This is a genomic window from Pseudomonas sp. SH10-3B, assembly GCF_019891415.1.
In the GTDB taxonomy this organism is placed as follows: domain Bacteria; phylum Pseudomonadota; class Gammaproteobacteria; order Pseudomonadales; family Pseudomonadaceae; genus Aquipseudomonas.
Genome location: NZ_JAFLXD010000003.1, coordinates 236748 through 255082, shown reverse-complemented (window position 1 = coordinate 255082; position 18335 = coordinate 236748). Strand labels below are relative to the sequence as shown.

General features: G+C 64.1%; 15 protein-coding genes. 14 read left to right on the top strand and 1 reads right to left on the bottom strand.

Annotated features, from left to right (window positions below):
* The first annotated feature begins 471 nt into the window (after nt 1-471).
* The 12 genes from J1G35_RS04225 to J1G35_RS04170 all read left to right on the top strand — a co-directional run bounded on the left by J1G35_RS04225 (nt 472) and on the right by J1G35_RS04170 (nt 14511).
* Nucleotides 472-1140 carry a haloacid dehalogenase type II gene (locus J1G35_RS04225; protein WP_053138855.1) on the top strand — a complete coding sequence of 223 codons (669 nt, stop codon included), beginning with the start codon at nt 472-474 and terminating at the stop codon, nt 1138-1140.
* A gap of 23 nt (nt 1141-1163) precedes the next feature.
* Nucleotides 1164-2438 (top strand): FAD-binding oxidoreductase, encoded by a 1275-nt coding sequence (locus J1G35_RS04220; protein ID WP_223013688.1) that lies wholly within the window; start codon nt 1164-1166, stop codon nt 2436-2438.
* A 95-nt stretch (nt 2439-2533) separates the two neighbouring features.
* Nucleotides 2534-4171, top strand: a complete 1638-nt coding sequence (locus J1G35_RS04215; protein WP_131698236.1) for an ABC transporter substrate-binding protein — start codon at nt 2534-2536, stop codon at nt 4169-4171.
* 13 nt (nt 4172-4184) lie between these two features.
* Nucleotides 4185-5141, top strand: a complete 957-nt coding sequence (locus J1G35_RS04210; RefSeq protein WP_053138848.1) for an ABC transporter permease — start codon at nt 4185-4187, stop codon at nt 5139-5141.
* On the top strand, nt 5138-6013 hold the full coding sequence (locus J1G35_RS04205) for an ABC transporter permease (protein ID WP_053138844.1): 876 nt from the start codon (nt 5138-5140) through the stop codon (nt 6011-6013). The genes J1G35_RS04210 and J1G35_RS04205 overlap by 4 nt, the downstream gene beginning before the upstream one ends.
* 1 nt (nt 6014) lies before the next feature.
* On the top strand, nt 6015-7856 hold the full coding sequence (locus J1G35_RS04200; protein ID WP_223013686.1) for an ABC transporter ATP-binding protein: 1842 nt from the start codon (nt 6015-6017) through the stop codon (nt 7854-7856).
* On the top strand, nt 7853-8161 hold the full coding sequence (locus tag J1G35_RS04195) for a (2Fe-2S)-binding protein (protein ID WP_053138839.1): 309 nt from the start codon (nt 7853-7855) through the stop codon (nt 8159-8161). The genes J1G35_RS04200 and J1G35_RS04195 overlap by 4 nt, the downstream gene beginning before the upstream one ends.
* Nucleotides 8143-9522 carry an FAD-dependent oxidoreductase gene (locus tag J1G35_RS04190; RefSeq protein ID WP_223013684.1) on the top strand — a complete coding sequence of 460 codons (1380 nt, stop codon included), beginning with the start codon at nt 8143-8145 and terminating at the stop codon, nt 9520-9522. Before J1G35_RS04195 ends, J1G35_RS04190 begins: the two co-directional genes overlap by 19 nt.
* On the top strand, nt 9519-10673 hold the full coding sequence (locus J1G35_RS04185) for an FAD-binding oxidoreductase (protein ID WP_223013682.1): 1155 nt from the start codon (nt 9519-9521) through the stop codon (nt 10671-10673). Before J1G35_RS04190 ends, J1G35_RS04185 begins: the two co-directional genes overlap by 4 nt.
* Nucleotides 10670-11827 (top strand): acetylornithine deacetylase, encoded by a 1158-nt coding sequence (gene argE, locus J1G35_RS04180; RefSeq protein ID WP_223013680.1) that lies wholly within the window; start codon nt 10670-10672, stop codon nt 11825-11827. The genes J1G35_RS04185 and argE overlap by 4 nt, the downstream gene beginning before the upstream one ends.
* Before the next feature lie 117 nt (nt 11828-11944).
* Nucleotides 11945-13405 carry an NAD-dependent succinate-semialdehyde dehydrogenase gene (locus J1G35_RS04175; RefSeq protein WP_223013678.1) on the top strand — a complete coding sequence of 487 codons (1461 nt, stop codon included), beginning with the start codon at nt 11945-11947 and terminating at the stop codon, nt 13403-13405.
* A 20-nt stretch (nt 13406-13425) separates the two neighbouring features.
* Entirely contained in the window at nt 13426-14511 is a 1086-nt protein-coding gene (locus J1G35_RS04170) for a tartrate dehydrogenase (RefSeq protein WP_223013676.1), read from the top strand.
* Nucleotides 14512-15185: 674 nt separating this feature from the next.
* On the opposite strand, the gene J1G35_RS04165 is transcribed toward J1G35_RS04170, so the two are convergent.
* Entirely contained in the window at nt 15186-16112 is a 927-nt protein-coding gene (locus J1G35_RS04165; protein ID WP_223013709.1) for a glyoxylate/hydroxypyruvate reductase A, read from the bottom strand.
* Between the two features lie 193 nt (nt 16113-16305).
* Between J1G35_RS04165 and gabT the strand changes: the two genes are divergently transcribed.
* Together gabT and J1G35_RS04155 are read left to right on the top strand one after the other, a co-directional pair.
* Nucleotides 16306-17598, top strand: coding sequence for a 4-aminobutyrate--2-oxoglutarate transaminase (gene gabT / locus J1G35_RS04160; RefSeq protein WP_223013674.1), 1293 nt, complete (start codon nt 16306-16308; stop codon nt 17596-17598).
* A gap of 48 nt (nt 17599-17646) precedes the next feature.
* Nucleotides 17647-18291: a tautomerase family protein gene (locus J1G35_RS04155; RefSeq protein WP_223013672.1), complete on the top strand. Its 645-nt coding sequence runs from the start codon at nt 17647-17649 to the stop codon at nt 18289-18291.
* Nucleotides 18292-18335: the final 44 nt, after the last annotated feature.

The following is an 18335-nucleotide window of genomic DNA, read 5'->3' as shown; positions in this document are numbered from 1 at the left end:
CCTAGGCGAGGTGCCGAGTGTTGGGGCAAGAGCCTTTTTGGTTACTTTTGGGGCTCTTTTCCAAAAGTGACCCGCCGTAAGGGCGGAACCCATAGCAGCCGTGACCGCAGCAACGGATATGTACGCGCTCAAACCCAACGACATGGTCGGCCCAAAGGCCGCCACGGAACCAAGCACCCTCCCACAATTCAACCAGCCACACTTTCTGCCGCCCCCACCCCCGTGCTTAAGCCTCTGCACCCCCAAAAGCCCCCTAAAAGCGCACAAACACTGGCCCTGCCCAAGCCTGGCGCGCACCGCAAAGTCTGCTGAGCCCGGCCACCAAAACGGTGGTTTGTATTGAGCGCAGGTCTTTTTAGACGGCATATGCTGATTTCACAGTGGTGTAATGAACCTGTGCTGCAACGAGGCCGACGCGCCGCCAGGGCAGCGAACGCTTGTCACACTCAACGAACTCCAGGACCGCACTCAATGAGCTTTCTTCGTCCCAAATTCATTACGTTCGACTGCTACGGTACGCTGACCAACTTCCATATGGGCACCATGACCCGCGAGCTGTTCGCTGATCGCATCAAGCCTGAACAAATGGACCAGTTCGTCAAAGACTTCTCGGCCTACCGCCTCGACCAGGTCATGGGCGACTGGCGCCCCTACGATGAAATCCTCAAGACCGCCCTGGCCCGTACCTGCAAACGCTGGGGTATCGACTATCGCGAGGAAGGCCAGCTGTATTACGACGCCGTGCCGACCTGGGGCCCTCATGCAGACGTGCCGGCCGGGCTGTCGAAAATTGCCGACAAGATTCCCCTGGTGATCTTCTCCAATGCCAGCGACAGTCAGATCATGTCCAACGTCGACAAGCTCGGCGCGCCGTTCCACAAGGTGTTCACCGCCGAGCAGGCCCAGGCCTACAAGCCGCGCCTGGCCGCGTTTGAATTCATGCTCGACAACCTCGGTTGCGGCCCGGAAGACATCTTGCATGTGTCTTCCAGCTTCCGTTACGACCTGATGCCGGCCCATGACATGAAGATCAAAAACAAAGCCTTCGTCGCCCGTGGCCACGAAGTGCCGGGCAACGCGTTCTACAGTTACCAGCAGATCCCCGATATCGGTGGGCTGCCGGCGCTGGTCGGTCTGTAACCGCACACCTCTGAGGGCAAGACATGGGCAGTGAATCCTATTGGCTCGACACCGCACCGGCGTTTACCGGTGCCCAGCTGGGCAGCTTGCCCAAGCAGGTCGATGTGGCTGTGGTCGGCGGTGGGTTCACCGGCCTGGCGGCAGCGCGGGCGTTGGCGCTCAAGGGCGCCAGTGTGGTGGTGCTCGACGCCGGGCGGGTGATCGGCGAGGCCTCGGGACGCAACGGTGGGCAGTGCAACACCGGGGTGGCCCAGGATTACGCCGGGTTGCACGCCAGCCTCGGTGCCGCCAAGGCGCGCGCCTATTACCAGGCCTATGAAAGTGCCGTGCAGACGGTGGTGTCACTGGTCGAGCAGGAAGGGATCGCCTGCGACCTGGTGCGCAACGGCAAGCTCAAGCTGGCGGCCAAGCCGATGCACTACGAAGGCCTGGCCCGCACCTGCGAGCTGATCCGCCAGGAGGTGGATGCCGATGTCGAGTTGCTCAGCGCCGAGCAGACCCATGCTGAAGTCAATTCGGCGCAGTTTCATGGCGGCCTGCTGCAACGCAACGGCGTGCAGATGCATGTCGGCCGCTTTGGGGTCGGCTTGGCCGAAGCGGCGGCGCGGCGTGGTGCGATGATCTACGAGCACACCCCCGTCAAGGATTGGAAGGCCCAGGCCGGCGGCTATCAGGTCAACACCGCCAAGGGTTCACTGCACGCCGGGCAAGTCCTGCTGGCAACCGGTGCCTGCCAGCATGGCGACCTGGGTTGGTACCGCCGCAGGATTGTGCCGGTGGGCAGTTTTGTCATCGCCACCGAAGTCTTGCCCCAGACGCTGATCGACCAGTTGCTGCCGCAACATCGCGCCTATGTGACCAGCCGCATGATCGGCAACTACTTTCGCCTGACCCCGGACAACCGCCTGCTGTTTGGCGGACGTGCGCGGTTTGCGATGTCCGACAGTGTCTCCGACGCCAAGAGCGGCAAGGTACTGCAAGCGGCGATGCTGAACATGTTCCCGCAGTTGGCGCACGTGAAGATCGACTACTGCTGGGGTGGCCTGGTGGACATGACGTCCGACCGCCTGCCCCGCGCCGGCCAGCATGGCGGCGTGTTCCACTCCATGGGCTACAGCGGCCATGGCGTGCAGATGTCGGTGCACATGGGCCAGGTAATGGCCGAAGTGATGGCCGGTAATGCGGCCGCCAACCCTTGGCGCGAACTGGAATGGCCGGCAATCGTCGGGCATTTCGGCAAGCCCTGGTTCCTGCCCTTCGTGGGGGCTTACTACCGCTTCCAGGACTATCTGCACTGAGTTGCCGTTGTTGCGTCACCGTCGTTTGCGTTTCCAGGACGCTCCGGACATCCGTGAGCACTCGATTCTTCCGATTATCGACAGGTAGCCTTGCTATGACTGACAACAAAAACACCCCCGAGCTCATCTCCGGCCAGGACAGCCTGCGGGTGTTCGAAAGTCTTAATCGCGGCATGTCGCGCCGCAACGCCCTGCAAATGCTGGGCGTTGCCGGTGTCGCCGCCGCCGGTGCCGGCAGCCTGTTCGGCGCCGCCGGCAAGCTGTTCGCCGACGAGGCCGCCGTGGCCGGCAAAGGCAAGCCAGGCGGCAAGATCCGCGTGGCCGGCATGTCCAGCTCCACCGCCGACACCCTCGACCCGGCCAAGGGCGCGCTGTCCACCGACTATGTGCGCCACTACATGTTCTACAACGGCCTGACCCGCTTCGATAAGCACCTGGTGCCGCAACTGGAACTGGCCGAGCGCATCGACAACACCGACGCCACCGTCTGGACCATCACCCTGCGCAAGGACGTGACCTTCCACAACGGCAAGGCCCTGACCGCCGCCGACGTGGTGTTCTCCCTCAACCGCCACAAAGACCCGCTGACCGGTTCCAAGGTCATGCCGTTGATGGAGCAGTTCGCCGAGATCAAGGCCAGCGGGCCGAACGAAGTGCAGATCCGCCTCAGCGCGGCCAACGCCGAATTGCCGTCGATCCTCGCGGTGTCGCACCTGTTGATCGTCCCCGAGGGCACCAGCGACTTCAGTAAAGGCATCGGCACCGGGCCGTTCACCGTGGGCGAGTTCAAGCCCGGCGTGCGTTCGATTGCGGTGCGCAACAAGAACTACTGGAAACCGGGCCTGCCGTACCTCGACGAGATCGAGTTCATCGCGATTGCCGACGAGCCATCGCGGGTCAATGCACTGCTGTCGGGCGATGTGCACATGATCAACGAGGTCAACCCGCGCTCCACCACGCGCATCAAGGCCAGTGCCAAGCATCGCGTCGTCGACGCGCCGTCGGGAAACTACACTGACTTGATCATCCGACAAGACCAACTGCCCGGCAAAAGCCCGGAATTCACCCAGGCGATGAAACTGCTGCTCGACCGTGAACAGGTCAAGTCCGCCGTATTCCGTGGCTTTGCGGTGGTGGGCAACGACCACCCGATTGCGCCGGGTTCGCGCTACTTCAACACCGACTTGCCGCAGACGGTCTACGACCCGGAAAAAGCCAAGTTCCTGCTGAAGAAAGCCGGCATGGAAAGCATCACCATGCCCGTGATGGCCTCGCCTGCCGCCACCGGTTCAGTGGACATCGCCGTGCTCTTGCAGCAGTCGGCCAAACAGGCCGGGCTCAAGCTCGACGTCAACCGCCTGCCGAGCGATGGCTACTGGTCCAACCACTGGATGAAGCACCCGCTGAGCTTCGGCAACATCAACCCACGGCCGAATGCTGACGTGATGTTCTCGCAGTTCTTCCAGTCCAAGGCGCCGTGGAACGAGTCCGGCTGGCAGAACGAGCAGTTCGACCAGTTGCTGATGCTGGCCCGTGGCGAAACCGACGACGCCAAGCGCGCCAAGATGTATGGCGACATGCAGACCCTGGTGCACGACCACTGCGGCATCGGCGTGCCGGTGTTCATCAGCAATATCGACGGCGTCGACCAGCGCATCAAAGGCTACGACAGCAACCCACTGGGCGGTTTCATGGGCTACATGTTTGCCGAGCAGGTGTGGTTGGACGCTTGAGGAGGGTCGTGGGATGAATAGCAATACACTGTGGTTGATCGGCCGGCGCTTCGGCGCCGGGGCCTTGACCTTGTTGATCGTGTCCATGGTCGTGTTCGCGATCACGGCGGTACTGCCGGGGGACGCGGCGCAACAATCCCTGGGCCAGTTCGCGACCCCTGAACAGGTGGCGGCCCTGCGCCTGAAACTGGGGTTGGACCAGCCCGGTGTGTTGCGTTACCTGCACTGGTTGATGAGCCTGCTCACTGGCGACATGGGCGTGTCGGTCTCCAACGCCATGCCGGTCGGTGAGCTGATGGCGGGCCGGGTGCCCAACACCCTGATGCTGGCGGGCGCCACGGCGCTGGTCTCGGTGCCGGTGGCGCTGGTACTCGGTATCGGTTCGGCGATGGGCCGGGGCGGGCGCATCGACAGTTGCCTGAGCTTTATCACCCTGGCGATGGTCGCGGTGCCGGAATTCCTGGTGGCGACCCTGGCGGTGCTGATTTTCGCGGTCAACCTCGGTTGGTTGTCGGCCCTCTCGTATGCCAGCGACATCAGTTCACCGCTGCAATTTCTGCGCACCTATGCCTTGCCGGTGATGACGCTGTGTTGCGTGATCGTCGCGCAAATGGCGCGCATGACCCGCGCTGCCGTGATCGACCAGCTCGACAGCCCCTACGTGGAAATGGCGCGCCTCAAGGGCGTCAGCCCGATCCGCATCGTGCTGCGCCATGCCTTGCCCAATGCGATCGGGCCGATTGCCAATGCCATCGCCCTGAGCCTGTCGTACCTGTTGGGCGGGGTGGTGATCGTCGAAACCATCTTCAACTACCCCGGCATTGCCAGCTTGATGGTCGATGCCGTGACCAACCGCGACATGGCGCTGGTGCAGGCGTGCACCATGTTGTTTTGCGCGGCGTACCTGGGCCTGGTGCTGCTCGCCGACCTGTGCGCGATCCTGTCCAATCCGAGGCTGAGAAACCAATGAACAACCTCATTGCGAAATCCAAGCCTGTTTCCTCCGCCCTGGCACTCGCCAAGGTGTCCAGCGGCCCGTCGTGGCTGGGGCTGTTGGGCGGCGTGGTGTGCGTCGCCTGGCTGCTGGTGGCGCTGCTCGGCCCGTGGCTGGCGCCTCACCCGGTGGGGGAGGTGGTGTCCGATAACATCTTCGAAGGCTTCAGCCTCGCGCATCCATTCGGCACCGATTACCTGGGCCGCGACATGCTCAGCCGGGTGCTGGTGGGCGCGCGGTTCACCGTCGGGCTGGCGCTGGTGGCGGCGTTACTGGCCAGCACCTTCGGCACCGGGTGTGCGCTGTTGTCGGTGGTCTCGCCCAAGTGGTTGGACGAGATCATCAGCCGCATCATGGACGCCTTCATCTCGATCCCGAGCAAAATGCTTGCGCTGATCATGGTCTCGGCCTTTGGCTCATCGGTGACGTTGCTGATCTGTACGGCCGTGATCAGCTATATCCCCGGCTCCTTCCGCGTCGCCCGCAGCATGGCGGTCAATATCGAAGCCCTGGAGTACGTGCAGGTCGCGCGTACCCGTGGCGAGCGCCGGTTGTACGTGGCGTGCATGGAGATCCTGCCGAACATGCTCAACCCGGTCCTGACCGACCTGGGCCTGCGTTTCGGCTACATCGTGCTGTTGCTCAGCGGCATGAGTTTCCTTGGCCTGGGCGTGCAACCGCCGGACGCCGACCTCGGCTCGCTGGTGCGGGAAAACATCGGCGGCCTTAACCAGGGCGCGCTGGCCATCATCATTCCGGCGCTGGCCATCGGCACGCTGACCATCGGCGTGAATCTGCTGATCGACTATCTGTCGTCGCGACGTAGTCGACGCACGGGAGGCCATTGAAATGACTGAATTGATTCGCGTCGAAGACCTGCGCGTGGTCGCCTGTGGCGAGCGCGGCGAGGTGGAAATCGTCAAGGGCGTGAGCTTTGCCCTGAAACAAGGTGAAGTGCTGGCGTTGATCGGTGAGTCCGGCTCGGGCAAGACCACCATCGCCCTGGCCTTGCTGGGGTATGCACGGCGCGGCTGTCGTTTGTCCGGCGGGGTGGTGCAGGTCGGCGAGCACGACATGCTCGCCCTGAGCGAACACCAACTGCAAGGGCTGCGCGGCAACCGCGTGTCCTATATCGCGCAAAGCGCCGCAGCAGCGTTCAACCCGGCCAAACGGCTCATTGACCAGGTGATAGAGGGCGCGCTGATCCATGGCCTGGGCACTCGGGCCGAGCTGCACACCAAGGCCATCGGACTGTTCCGCGACCTGGCGTTGCCGGGCCCGGAACGCATCGGCCAGCGCTACCCGCACCAGGTCTCCGGCGGGCAGCTGCAACGGGTGATGGCGGCGATGGCGCTGATCAGTGACCCGCTGCTGGTGGTGCTCGACGAGCCGACCACCGCCCTGGACGTGACCACCCAGATCGACGTGCTGCGCGCCTTCAAACGCGTGGTGCGCGAGCGCGGGGCCACGGCGGTGTACGTGTCCCACGACCTGGCGGTGGTGGCGCAAATGGCCGACCAGATCGTGGTGCTCAACGGTGGTCAGATCCTCGAGCAAAGCGCCACCGCACCGTTGCTTAACGCCCCGACCCACGCCTACACCCGCAGCCTGCTGGCCGCCGCACGGCCCGACACCACCATTCGCCCGCCCTGCGGCGTCGCCGGAGAGGTACCGCTGCTGACCATCACCGGCCTCACCGCTGGCTACGGCAACAAGAACCTGCACGGCATGCCGTCGATTCGGGTTCTTGAAGACATCGACCTCACCGTGCGCCGTGGCCAGGCCATCGGCGTGATCGGCGAGTCGGGCTCGGGTAAATCCACCCTGGCCCGGGTGGTGGCGGGGTTGTTGACCCCGGCCCTCGGCGGCCTGGCTTTCGACGGGCAACCCTTGGGCGGCAGCCTCGCCGAGCGCACCCCGGAGCAATTCCGCCGGATCCAGATGGTGTTCCAGAACGCCGACACCGCGCTCAACCCCATGCACAGCGTGGCGGCCATCATCGGTCGACCGTTGAAAATGTATTTCGGCCTCAAAGGCGCGGCGCTGCAAACCCGCATCGGCGAACTGCTCGACCTGGTGCGCCTGCCCCGCGACCTCGCCGAACGGCGCCCGAATGAGCTGTCCGGCGGGCAAAAGCAGCGGGTCAACCTGGCCCGCGCGCTGGCGGCCAAACCCGACCTGATCCTTTGCGATGAAGTGACCTCGGCCCTCGACACCGTGGTGGGCGCAGCGATCCTCGAACTGCTGCGCGACCTGCGCCAGCAATTGGGGGTGTCGTACCTGTTTATCAGCCACGACATCTCCACCGTGCGTGCGTTGTGCGATGACATTGTGGTGATGTACAGCGGCCACAAGGTCCAGGCCGGCAGCCGCCAGTCGTTTGCCCAGCCGCCGTTCCACCCCTACACCGACCTGTTGATTCACTCGGTGCCCGAGTTGCGCCAAGGCTGGCTGGAAAGCTGCGGCACCGCGTCCGAGGTGCTGCCAGCGATTGGCGAGCGGGCCAACGTGCCGGAACTGTGCACCTTCCTCAATCGCTGCCCGGTGCGCGTCGACGGCCTGTGCAACCGCACCGCGCCGAGCCGTCGCAGCCTGGACAACGGCGGTGAAATCCTTTGCCACCACGACAGCGCCCAGTTGCTGGATACCCAGCAGGGCGTTACGACCATGACCTTGGGAGCCTATGCATGAACGGGCGTTTTGTGAGGTTGGCCGAACAGGGCCGGCCGACGGTCAGCCTGACCGTGGACGGCGCCGCCGTCCAAGCCCTGCAGGGCGACACCTTGATGGTCGCGCTGCTGACCCAGGGCAACGCGCTGCGCCAATCGGAATTCGACAGCGGCCGCCGTGCCGGTTTCTGCCTGATGGGCGCGTGCCAGGATTGCTGGGTGTGGACCCGCAGCGGCGAACGCCTGCGCGCCTGTTCCAATGAAGTCCGTGACGGGCTGGACATCGTTACCACACAACCGGAGGCGACATGGCCACTGCACGGGTAGTTATTGTGGGCGCTGGACCGGCCGGGGTGCGCTGCGCCGAAACCCTGATGGCGGCCGGGATCAAACCGATCCTGATCGATGAAAACCGCCGCGACGGCGGCCAGATCTACCGGCGTCAGCCAGAAGGCTTCACTCGCAACTACGCGACCCTGTACGGCAGCGAGGCCGCCAAGGCCCAGGCGCTGCACCAGAGTTTCGACCGCCTGCGCGACGCCATCGACTACCGCCCCGACACCCTGGTGTGGAACCTCACGCCAGGGCAACTGTGCTGCGTGAGCCAGGGCAGCCACACCACGGTGGATTACGACGCACTGATCCTCTGCACCGGCGCCACCGACCGCCTGATGCCCATCGAGGGCTGGCAACTGGCGGGCACCTACAGCCTGGGCGGGGCGCAGATCGCCTTGAAAAACCAGGCCGTGTCCATCGGTCATCGCGTGGTGTTCATGGGCAGCGGGCCGTTGCTGTACCTGGTCGCCAGCCAGTATGTGAAGGCCGGCGCCGAAGTGGCGGCGGTGCTCGACACCTCAGCCTTGAGCCTGCGCCTGAAAGCCTTGCCCAAACTGCTGGCGCGGCCTGGCGTGCTGTTCACCGGGATCAAGCTATTGGCGCAACTGTACCGCGCCAAGGTGGCGGTGCACCTGGGGGTCAAGCCGCTGCAAGTGATGGGCGACGCGGCCAATGGCGTGAGCGGTGTGCGCTTCGCCACCGGCAACGGGCAGACCGTCACGGTGCAGGCCGATGCCGTTGCGCTGGGTTACCACCTGCGCCCGGAAACCCAGCTGGGTGACCTGGCTGGTTGTCGCATGGCGTTCGATGCTGCATCGAGCCAATGGTGGCTGGCCACGGATGACGCCGGACGCACCTCGGTGAAGGGCGTGTACGCGGCCGGTGACGGTGCGAAAATTCGCGGCGCCGATGCCGCCGAGCACGCCGGGCGCCTGGTGGCGCTGGCGCTGCTGGAAGACCTGCAACACCCGGTCGACACCGGCCTGCGCGATGAACAACAGCAGGCCCTGGCGGTGATGGAGCAATTCCGCCTGGGCCTGGCCCAGGCGTTCCCGTGGCCGAGCGAACAGGCCAAGGCGTTGCCGGACAGCGCCATCGTGTGCCGCTGCGAGATGATCAGCGCTGGCGAGCTGCGCCGTACGGTGAAAGATAAGGGCGCCTGCGAAGTCAATCGCGCCAAGGCGTTCAGCCGCGTGGGCATGGGCCGTTGCCAGGGGCGTTACTGCTCCCAGGCCGGGGCCGAAGTGATCGCCGCCGCTGCCGGCGTGCCGGTGCAGGAGGTCGGGCGCCAGCGCGGCCAGGCGCCGGTCAAACCGTTGTCGATGTTGATCACCGAGGAGGTCTCGTCATGAGCGTGCAAAAAGCCGATGTGGTGATTGTCGGCGGGGGTGTGATGGGCTCGGCAACCGCGTTTTTTCTGCGCCGTCGCGGGCAGTCGGTGATCCTGCTGGAGCGCGACCAGATCGGCCAATACGCCAGCGGCGTCAACTTCGGCAATGTGCGCCGGCAAGGGCGCTTCCTCGGCCAGTTGGCCCTGGCCAACCGCTCGTGGGCGCTGTGGAAACGCCTGCCGGAACTGATCGACGACGACCTGGAATTCATCCCCAGCGGGCATATGCGTGTGTGTTACCGCGAAGATGAAATCGCCGAGCTTGAGGCCTACGCCGCCGCACCGGAAGCGCAACAACTGGACCTGAAGATTTATCGTGGCGCCGAACTGCATCAACGCTTCGGCTTCCTCGGCCCGGAGGTCAAGGGTGGCTCCTACGCGCCCCACGACGGCCATGCCAACCCGCGCCTGGCCGCGCCGGCGTTTGCCCGTGCTGCCCGGCGCCTGGGCGCGCAGATTGAAGAACGCACCGAAGTGGCCGAGGTGCAGAAAGTCGGCGCTGACTTCCAGGTCACCACCACCGACGGCCGCCAGTTCCACGCCGCGCAACTGTTGATCACCGCCGGCGCCTGGGGCCAGAAGCTCTCGGCGCAGTTCGGCGAACCGGTACCGCTGGACACCCACGGCCCGCAAATGGCCGTGACCGAGCCGGTGCCTTATGCCTTGCCCACCGTGATTGGCGTGTACACCAAGGTGCCCAAAGAGGTGATCTACTTCCGCCAGATTCCCCGGGGCAATATCGTCATCGGCGGCGGCTACCGCAGCAAGCCGGATATGCTCAACCGCCGCGCCTACGTGGAACCGCGCAGCATCCTCAACCAAGTCAGCCAGATGCGCCGCCTGCTGCCGGGTGTCGGCAACCTGAACATCATCCGCGTGTGGAGCGGCATCGAAGGCTACCTGCCGGACTCGCTGCCGGTGATGGGCCCCAGCGGTACGGTCGACGGGCTGTTCTATGCCTTCGGGTTCTGCGGCCACGGTTTCCAGCTTGGCCCGGGCGTCGGCGATGTGATGGCCGAGCTGCTCGCCACCGGCAGCACCAGCACCCCGATCGAGCCGTTCTCCATCACCCGGTTCGCCCTACCTGCCGAGCAACGGAGCCAGGCCTCATGAAACCCCGCGTATTGGCGATTCTGAAACAGCTGATGGCCTTCGACACCGTGTCATCGGAGTCGAACATGGCCTTGATTGAATATGTGCGCGACCTGCTGCTGAGCAAGGGCATCGAGTCGCTGATCGTCAAGGACTCAAGCGGCAAGAAAGCCAACCTGTTCGCCAGCACCGGGCCCAGGGAACAGCCCGGCGTGCTGCTGTCCGGGCACACCGACGTGGTGCCGGCGGCGGGGCAGGCCTGGACCTTTCCCGCCTTCGCCGCCACCGTGCAGGACGGGCGCATTTATGGGCGTGGCAGCTGCGACATGAAGGGCTTTATCGCCCTGGCCATCGACTCCATGCTGGACGCCGCCGACCACAGCCTGAACCGCCCGCTGCAACTGGCCCTGTCCCATGACGAAGAGATCGGCTGCGTCGGTGTGCGGCGTTTGCTCGACGTGCTGCATCTGGCGCCGGTGCGGCCGTTTTTGTGTGTGATCGGTGAGCCGACCAACATGCAGTTTGTACTCGGCCACAAGGGCAAGGGGTCCTACCGCACGTACTGCCGGGGCCAGGAAGCGCATTCATCCCTCGCGCCGCGCTCGGTCAACGCCATCCACGTGGCCTGTGACTTTATCGCCGCCCTGCGTGACAGCCAGCAGCAGTTGCAGCGCCATGGTGCCCAGGACAACGACTATGACGTGCCCTACAGCACCGTGCATGTTGGCCAGATTGTCGGCGGCAAGGCGCTGAATATCGTGCCCAACCTGTGCACCCTGGACTTCGAAGTGCGCAACCTGCCGGCGGACGACCTGGACGCGTTCCTGGAGCAGATGCGCGAGCGCGCCGAGGTGATCGTGCGTGAGGCGCAGAAGCTGTCCAGCGTGGCGGCCATCGAGATCGAAACGATCAATGTCTATCCCGGCCTCGACACCCATCCCAGCGTCGAGGCGGTGCGCTTTCTCAAGCAATTCGCCGCGCCGGGCACCGGTACGTCCAAGGTCTCGTTCGGCACCGAAGGCGGCCTGTTCAAGCAGCGCCTGGACGTACCAGTGGTGGTGTGCGGGCCGGGTTCCATCGAGCAGGCGCACAAGCCCGACGAGTTTATCGAGATCAGCCAGATGGACGCCGGCGAGCGCTTTTTGCAAGGCTTGCTCGGTTCGCTGACGGCCTAGCAGAGCCTGCCGTCCTGGGGTGAATTTCAGCACGGCACGCTGCTTTAACCGCGCTTTCGGCATCCTCGTTTGTGGCACCTCCCTAGACTGGAGCGTGTCTCGGATCAGGACTCGACCATGCTCAAGAATCGCTTGCAAGACCCCAGCCTGCTGGCTGAACTCGCCTACGTAGATGGCCAGTGGATCGCTGCCGACAGCGGCGCCACCCTGGACATCCGCGATCCCGCCACCGGCCACTTGATTGCCCAGGTGCCGGCCATGGACGCGGTGGACACCCGCCGCGCCATCGAAGCCGCCGAGCGTGCCTGGCCTGCCTGGCGCGCGCGCCCGGCCGCCGAACGCGCGGTGCTGCTGGAGCGCTGGTACCAGGCGATGATCGACAACCTCGATGACCTGGCGCTGATCATGACCTGCGAGCAGGGCAAACCGCTGAACGAAGCCCGTGGCGAAGTGCGCTACGGTGCCGGTTTCGTCAAATGGTTCGCCGAGGAAGCGCGCCGGGTCTACGGCGAAACCATGCCCGCGCCCAGTGGTGATCGGCGTTTGCTGACCCTCAAGCAACCGGTGGGCGTATGCGCCGCCATCACCCCATGGAATTTCCCCAACGCGATGATCACGCGCAAATGCGCACCGGCGCTGGCCGCCGGTTGCCCGATCATCGTCAAACCCTCGGACCTCACGCCGCTGTCGGCCCTGGCCCTGGCGGTGCTGGCCGAGCGCGTCGGCATTCCGGCCGGGGTGTTCAATGTCATTACCGGCTTGCCCGCCGGCATTGGCGAAGAGCTGACCGGCAACCCGGCGGTGCGCAAGATTTCCTTTACCGGCTCCACTGCCGTCGGCCGCCTGTTGATGCGCCAGAGCGCCGAGCACATCAAGCGCTTGAGCCTGGAACTGGGCGGCAATGCGCCGTTTATCGTGTTCGATGACGCCGACCTCGAACAGGCGGTGGCCGGGGTGATGCTCAGCAAGTTCCGCAACGCCGGGCAAACCTGCGTGTGCGCTAACCGTATCCTGGTGCAGGACGGTATCTACGCGCGTTTCGCGGCGCGGCTGGTGGAAGAGGTGGGCAAGCTCAAGGTCGGCAACGGTCTGGAAGACGGCGTGACCATCGGCCCGCTGATCAACCCCGCAGCGGTGAACAAAGTCGCGCGGCATATCGACGACGCCCTGAGCCAGGGTGCCCGGTTGCTGTGCGGCGCTGTCCCCAGCGGCGACAGCCAGTTCGTGCAACCCACGGTACTCGGCGACACCCACGCCGGGATGTTGCTGGCCAATGAAGAAACCTTCGGCCCTGTGGCACCGCTGATGCGCTTTACCGACGAAGCCCAGGCCCTCGCCCTGGCCAACGCCACCCCGTACGGCCTGGGCGCCTACTATTTCACCCAGGACCTGCAGCGTTCGTGGCGCTTTGGCGAGGCGCTGGAGTTCGGCATGGTCGGGCTCAACACCGGGATCATCTCGATGGAAGTCGCGCCGTTCGGCGGCATCAAGCAATCGGGCCTGGGACGCGAGGGCAGCAAGTACGGCCTGGACGAATACCTTGAAGTCAAAGCCTTCCATATCGGCGGCTTGAACTGAATTTTTGCGAGGCACGCACCATGAGCAAGGCATTCAGAATCGCCGCGATTGCCGGCGATGGCATCGGCAAGGAAGTGCTGCCCGAAGGGCTGCGGGTACTGGAACAGGCTGCCAGGATCTGGGACCTGAACCTGAGCATCGAAGTGCTCGACTGGGCCCACTGCGATTACTACTTGGAACACGGGCAGATGATGCCCAAGGACTGGTTCGAGCAGCTCAAGGGCTTTGACGCGATCTACTTCGGCGCCGTGGGCTGGCCGGACAAAGTCCCGGACCATATTTCCCTGTGGGGCTCGCTGCTCAAGTTCCGCCGCGACTTCGACCAATACGTGAACATCCGCCCGGTGCGGCTGTTTCCCGGCGTGCCGTGCCCACTGGCTGGGCGCAAGCCGGGGGACATCGACTTTGTGGTGATCCGCGAAAACACCGAGGGTGAATATTCTTCGGTGGGCGGCAAGATGTTCGAAGGCACCGAGCATGAATTTGTGCTGCAGGAATCGGTGTTCACTCGACGTGGGGTCGACCGCATCCTCAAGTTTGCCTTCGACCTGGCCCAGACTCGTCCGCGCAAGAAGCTGACGGCGGCGACCAAGTCCAATGGGATCTCCATCAGCATGCCGTATTGGGATGAGCGCACGGCATTGATGGCGGCGGACTATCCCGAGGTCGCTTGGGACAAGCAGCACATCGATATTTTGTGCGCGCGGTTTGTGTTGCAGCCGGACCGGTTTGATGTGGTGGTGGCGTCGAATCTGTTTGGCGACATTCTGTCGGACCTGGGGCCGGCGTGTGCGGGGACCATCGGGATAGCGCCGTCGGCGAACCTGGATCCGGAGCGGCGGTTTCCGTCGTTGTTCGAGCCGGTGCATGGATCGGCGCCGGATATTTACGGGCAGAACATTGCGAATCCGATTGCGATGATCTGGTCGGGGGCGTTGATGTTGGACTTCTTGGGCAATGGGGATGGGCGGTATCGGGCGGCGCATGATGGGATATTGCGGGCGATTGAGGTGGTGATTGCAGAAGGGGTGGTTACGCCGGATTTGGGGGGCCGGGGATCGACTCAGGATGTGGGGATTGCGATAGCTGGGCGGCTTTTTGATTGAGTACATATCCGTTGCTGCGGTAACGGCCACTTATGGTTCCGCCCTTACGGCGGCTCACTTTTGGAAAGGCCCAAAAGTAAGCAAAAGGCCTTCGCCCCAACACTCGGCACCTCGCCTAGGCTCGGTGTGCCCGAACGCAGGCTTTGGAGCGTGGGCCGCCGCGATGGGCCATCCATGGCCCAGCGCGGCTAACCCGGCGTCCTGCCGGGTTACCCACGCTCCAAAGCCTGCGTTCGGCCAGCGTGTTTGATGGGGCGATTTGAGATCAAAAGCCAAAGCGAGGCGGCCTTAAAGCCGACCTGACCATTGAAGCGTACGCGTTGTGGCTTCTACTTCCTTAACCGCTGACGAAGTCAGCAATCTTTTGATCTGGCTCTGGCTCTTGATCTGCTTTTGATCTTGATCCTGATCTCAGGCGCCCCGTTAACCACGCTGGCCGAACGCAGGGTTGAATCCGTGGGTAACCCGGCAGGACGCCGGGTTAGCCGTCCTGGGCCAAGGATGGCCCATGACGGCGGCCCACGGATTCAAGCCGGAGTGAGGGCATACCGAGCCTAGGCGAGGTACCGAGTGGTGGGGCGAGAGCCTTTTGGTTACTTTTGGGCTCTTTCCAAAAGTGACCCGCCGTAAGGGCGGAACCAATAGCCGCCGTTACCGCAGCAACGGATATGTACTCAGTACCCCCGCAACCGATCCACCTCACCCACCATCTCCTCCCCCCGCTCAAACCGCCGAATATTCTCCAACAACACCCCAAACGCACTCTCCGGCTGGGTCATGGCCGCAATATGCGGCGTCAACAACACCTGCGGATGCTCCCAAAACGGATGCTCCGGCGCCGCCGGCTCTTCCCGCAGCACATCCAGTACGGCCCCACTCAACTGCCCACTCTCCAGTGCCTCGAGCAAATCCTCTTCAACCAAATGCCCCCCACGGCCCATATTCACCAACCCCGCCCCCCGTGGCAGTTGCGCAAACAAGCGCCGGTTCAGAATCCCCTGGGTCTGCTCCGTCAACGGCAACACGCACAGCAAAATATCGCACTGGCTCAGAAACGCCGGCAGTTGTGCTTCCCCCGCATAACATTCCACCCCCGGCACCTGGTGCGCACTGCGCGCCCAGGCGGACAGGGCAAAGCCCAGCGGTGCCAAGGTCGCCAGAATCTGCTGGGCCTGGGCTCCCAGGCCCATCACCCCCACGCGCCGGTTCGCAGCCGGCTGCAACAGATGCGCCTGCCAACAGCGCGCAACCTGCTGCTGACGGTAACGCAGCATGTCGCGGTGCAGGCTGAGCACCGCCCAACTGGCGTATTCGCACATGCCGCGGGTGATGCCCGGATCCAGCAGGCGCACCACCGGCAGGCCCGCAGGCAAACGGTCCAGGTCCAGTTGATCGACACCGGCCGACAACGCAAACAACACCTTCAGGTTGGGCAGCACACGCGCCAGATCGTCCGGCGCCTGCCAGGCGGCCAGGTAGTCGACCTCGCAGGGGTTGCCGATGTCGGGCCAGGCGCGCCATTCGATGTCCGGCGCGTGTTGGGCAAAGAGTGCCTGCCAGTGTTGGCCGCGCACCGGGTCAGCTTTGTAGAGCAAGGCCATGGGCATTTCCTGCTGGATAAAGGTAGCGATCATCATCCCCCAAGCCCGGCGCAGGATCTGTTGAAACGCGGGGCGAAAACAGTTGATCCGAATTTCTCATGGGGCAAGTTCGGCGTAGTTCGTTGCCTGCAGGTCGTACTCTGGACAGCATCGCAACCACCTTCCGGTTGCCGGACTCACGATGGGAAATGCCATGAATAGCAAAGTCGACGAAACCCCTCATTTGCTCCGTCAGCGCGAGCAGTTCGTGCCCCGTGGCCTGGTGACTGCGCACCCGCTGGTGATCGACCGTGCCCAGGGCGCCGAGTTGTGGGACGTGGATGGCAAGCGTTACCTGGACTTCGTCGGCGGTATTGGCGTGCTCAACATCGGTCACAACCACCCCAAGGTGGTCGCCGCCGTGCAGGCCCAGTTGCAGAAGGTCTCCCATGCCTGCTTCCAAGTGGTTGCCTACCAGCCTTACCTCGACCTGGCCCAGCGCCTGTGTGAAATGATCGGCGGCCAGGACGCGTACAAAGCCGCGTTCTTCACCTCCGGCGCCGAGGCGGTGGAAAATGCGGTGAAGATCGCCCGCGCCCATACCAATCGCTCGGCGGTCATTGCCTTCCGTGGCGGTTTCCACGGGCGCACGTTGCTGGGCACCACGCTCACCGGCATGAGCCAACCCTACAAGCAGAACTTCGGGCCGTTTGCACCGGAGGTGTTCCATACCCCGTACCCGAATGCTTATCGCGGCGTGACCAGTGAAATCGCGCTCAAGGCCTTGGATGAATTGTTCGCGACCCAGGTAGCGCCGGAGCGGGTGGCTGCGATCATCATCGAGCCGGTGCAGGGCGACGGCGGTTTCCTCACCGCACCCCCTGAGTTTCTCCAGGCACTGCGAGCGTTGGCCGACAAGCATGGCATCGTGTTGATCCTCGACGAAATCCAGACCGGCTTCGGTCGCACCGGCACCTGGTTCGGTTTCCAGCACGCGGGTATCCAGCCCGACCTGGTCACCGTGGCCAAGAGCCTGGCCGGCGGTTTGCCGTTGTCCGGCGTAGTCGGCAAGGCGCACATCATGGATGCACCACTGCCCGGCGGGCTGGGCGGCACCTACGGCGGTAATGCGCTGGCCTGTGCGGCGGCGCTGGCGGTGATCGATGCGTTCGAGCAGGAGCAGTTGCTGGCGCGCAGCCAAGTACTGGGCGAGCGCCTGCGCCAGGGTTTGCTCGGTTTGCAGGCGCGCTACTCGCGCATCGGCGATGTGCGCGGCACCGGCTTTATGTTGGCGATGGAGTTGATCAAGGATGACCCGGCCCGCACCCCGGATGCCGACCTCAACCAACGGCTGATCGATGCAGCTCGGGCGGGTGGTTTGCTGGTGATCAAATGCGGGGTGCATCGCAATGTGCTGCGTTTCCTCGCGCCGTTGGTGACCACCGAAGCCCAGGTCGACGAAGCGCTGAAAATCCTCGACGGCGCCTTGGCACGGGTTTTGATCTGAGGCTGTGCCCGCTATGGGCCAACTGCGGCATTGGAGGCTTGACCCCACATGGGACTGACAGATTATCGAGCGTTGCTGATCGATTGCGATGAAGTGCTGGTGGATCGCGATTCCGGGGTGTGGACAGCGTTGCAGCCGCTGCTCGACAGCCGTGGCGGGCAGCCGATCAAGGAACAGGTGCTGGCCGAATTCAATGCGCAGGTTGCCCAGCTCTATCCGCGTTTCGCCGAGCTGGGCTTCAGTGGCGTGTTGTGTTTTGCCCATCGCCAGTTGGCCGAGAGCTGGGGCCTGCACGCCAGTTGGGAGGAGGGCATGAGCTTTGCCCGTTCGGCGGGCAATTGGTCGTTGTTCGAGGATGCGCCGGGGGCGATGCTGTACCTGCGCAAGTTCTACCGGCTGCTGGTGCGTGGCGACCGCGATGCCGAGGATCGCGGGGTGTTGTGCGAGCGATTGGGGATTGCACCGGAAGATTTCATTTCCCTGGCCGAAGACCCGCAATGGCTCACGGAGCAGGGCGAGCAGTTGCAACCGGTGCTGCATGTGACGCGACCGTCGGTCGGCGCACACGCGGCGCTGGACCGCTGTTTGATCGGCCGCCACCGGGCGCGGCAGCCTTCGCCTTGCGCGGCGGACTACTGCATCAACAGCATGGCGGATCTGGTGGCGCAGCATCAGCTGTCTTTACGGCGCTGATTTTGCTAGAAGATTGTCTTACAAACGGCAGTCAAGAGGTACGC

Excerpts from the sequence above, each read along its gene's own strand:
- J1G35_RS04170 (WP_223013676.1), top strand. The coding sequence starts at position 13,426 with ATGAGCAAGGCATTCAGAATCGCCGCGATTGCCGGCGATGGCATCGGC.
- J1G35_RS04220 (WP_223013688.1), top strand. The coding sequence starts at position 1,164 with ATGGGCAGTGAATCCTATTGGCTCGACACCGCACCGGCGTTTACCGGT.
- J1G35_RS04155 (WP_223013672.1), top strand. The coding sequence starts at position 17,647 with ATGGGACTGACAGATTATCGAGCGTTGCTGATCGATTGCGATGAAGTG.
- J1G35_RS04225 (WP_053138855.1), top strand. The coding sequence starts at position 472 with ATGAGCTTTCTTCGTCCCAAATTCATTACGTTCGACTGCTACGGTACG.
- J1G35_RS04205 (WP_053138844.1), top strand. The coding sequence starts at position 5,138 with ATGAACAACCTCATTGCGAAATCCAAGCCTGTTTCCTCCGCCCTGGCA.
- argE (WP_223013680.1), top strand. The coding sequence starts at position 10,670 with ATGAAACCCCGCGTATTGGCGATTCTGAAACAGCTGATGGCCTTCGAC.
- J1G35_RS04215 (WP_131698236.1), top strand. The coding sequence starts at position 2,534 with ATGACTGACAACAAAAACACCCCCGAGCTCATCTCCGGCCAGGACAGC.
- gabT (WP_223013674.1), top strand. The coding sequence starts at position 16,306 with ATGAATAGCAAAGTCGACGAAACCCCTCATTTGCTCCGTCAGCGCGAG.
- J1G35_RS04175 (WP_223013678.1), top strand. The coding sequence starts at position 11,945 with ATGCTCAAGAATCGCTTGCAAGACCCCAGCCTGCTGGCTGAACTCGCC.
- J1G35_RS04190 (WP_223013684.1), top strand. The coding sequence starts at position 8,143 with ATGGCCACTGCACGGGTAGTTATTGTGGGCGCTGGACCGGCCGGGGTG.
- J1G35_RS04195 (WP_053138839.1), top strand. The coding sequence starts at position 7,853 with ATGAACGGGCGTTTTGTGAGGTTGGCCGAACAGGGCCGGCCGACGGTC.
- J1G35_RS04185 (WP_223013682.1), top strand. The coding sequence starts at position 9,519 with ATGAGCGTGCAAAAAGCCGATGTGGTGATTGTCGGCGGGGGTGTGATG.
- J1G35_RS04200 (WP_223013686.1), top strand. The coding sequence starts at position 6,015 with ATGACTGAATTGATTCGCGTCGAAGACCTGCGCGTGGTCGCCTGTGGC.
- J1G35_RS04165 (WP_223013709.1), bottom strand. The coding sequence starts at position 16,112 with ATGGCCTTGCTCTACAAAGCTGACCCGGTGCGCGGCCAACACTGGCAG.
- J1G35_RS04210 (WP_053138848.1), top strand. The coding sequence starts at position 4,185 with ATGAATAGCAATACACTGTGGTTGATCGGCCGGCGCTTCGGCGCCGGG.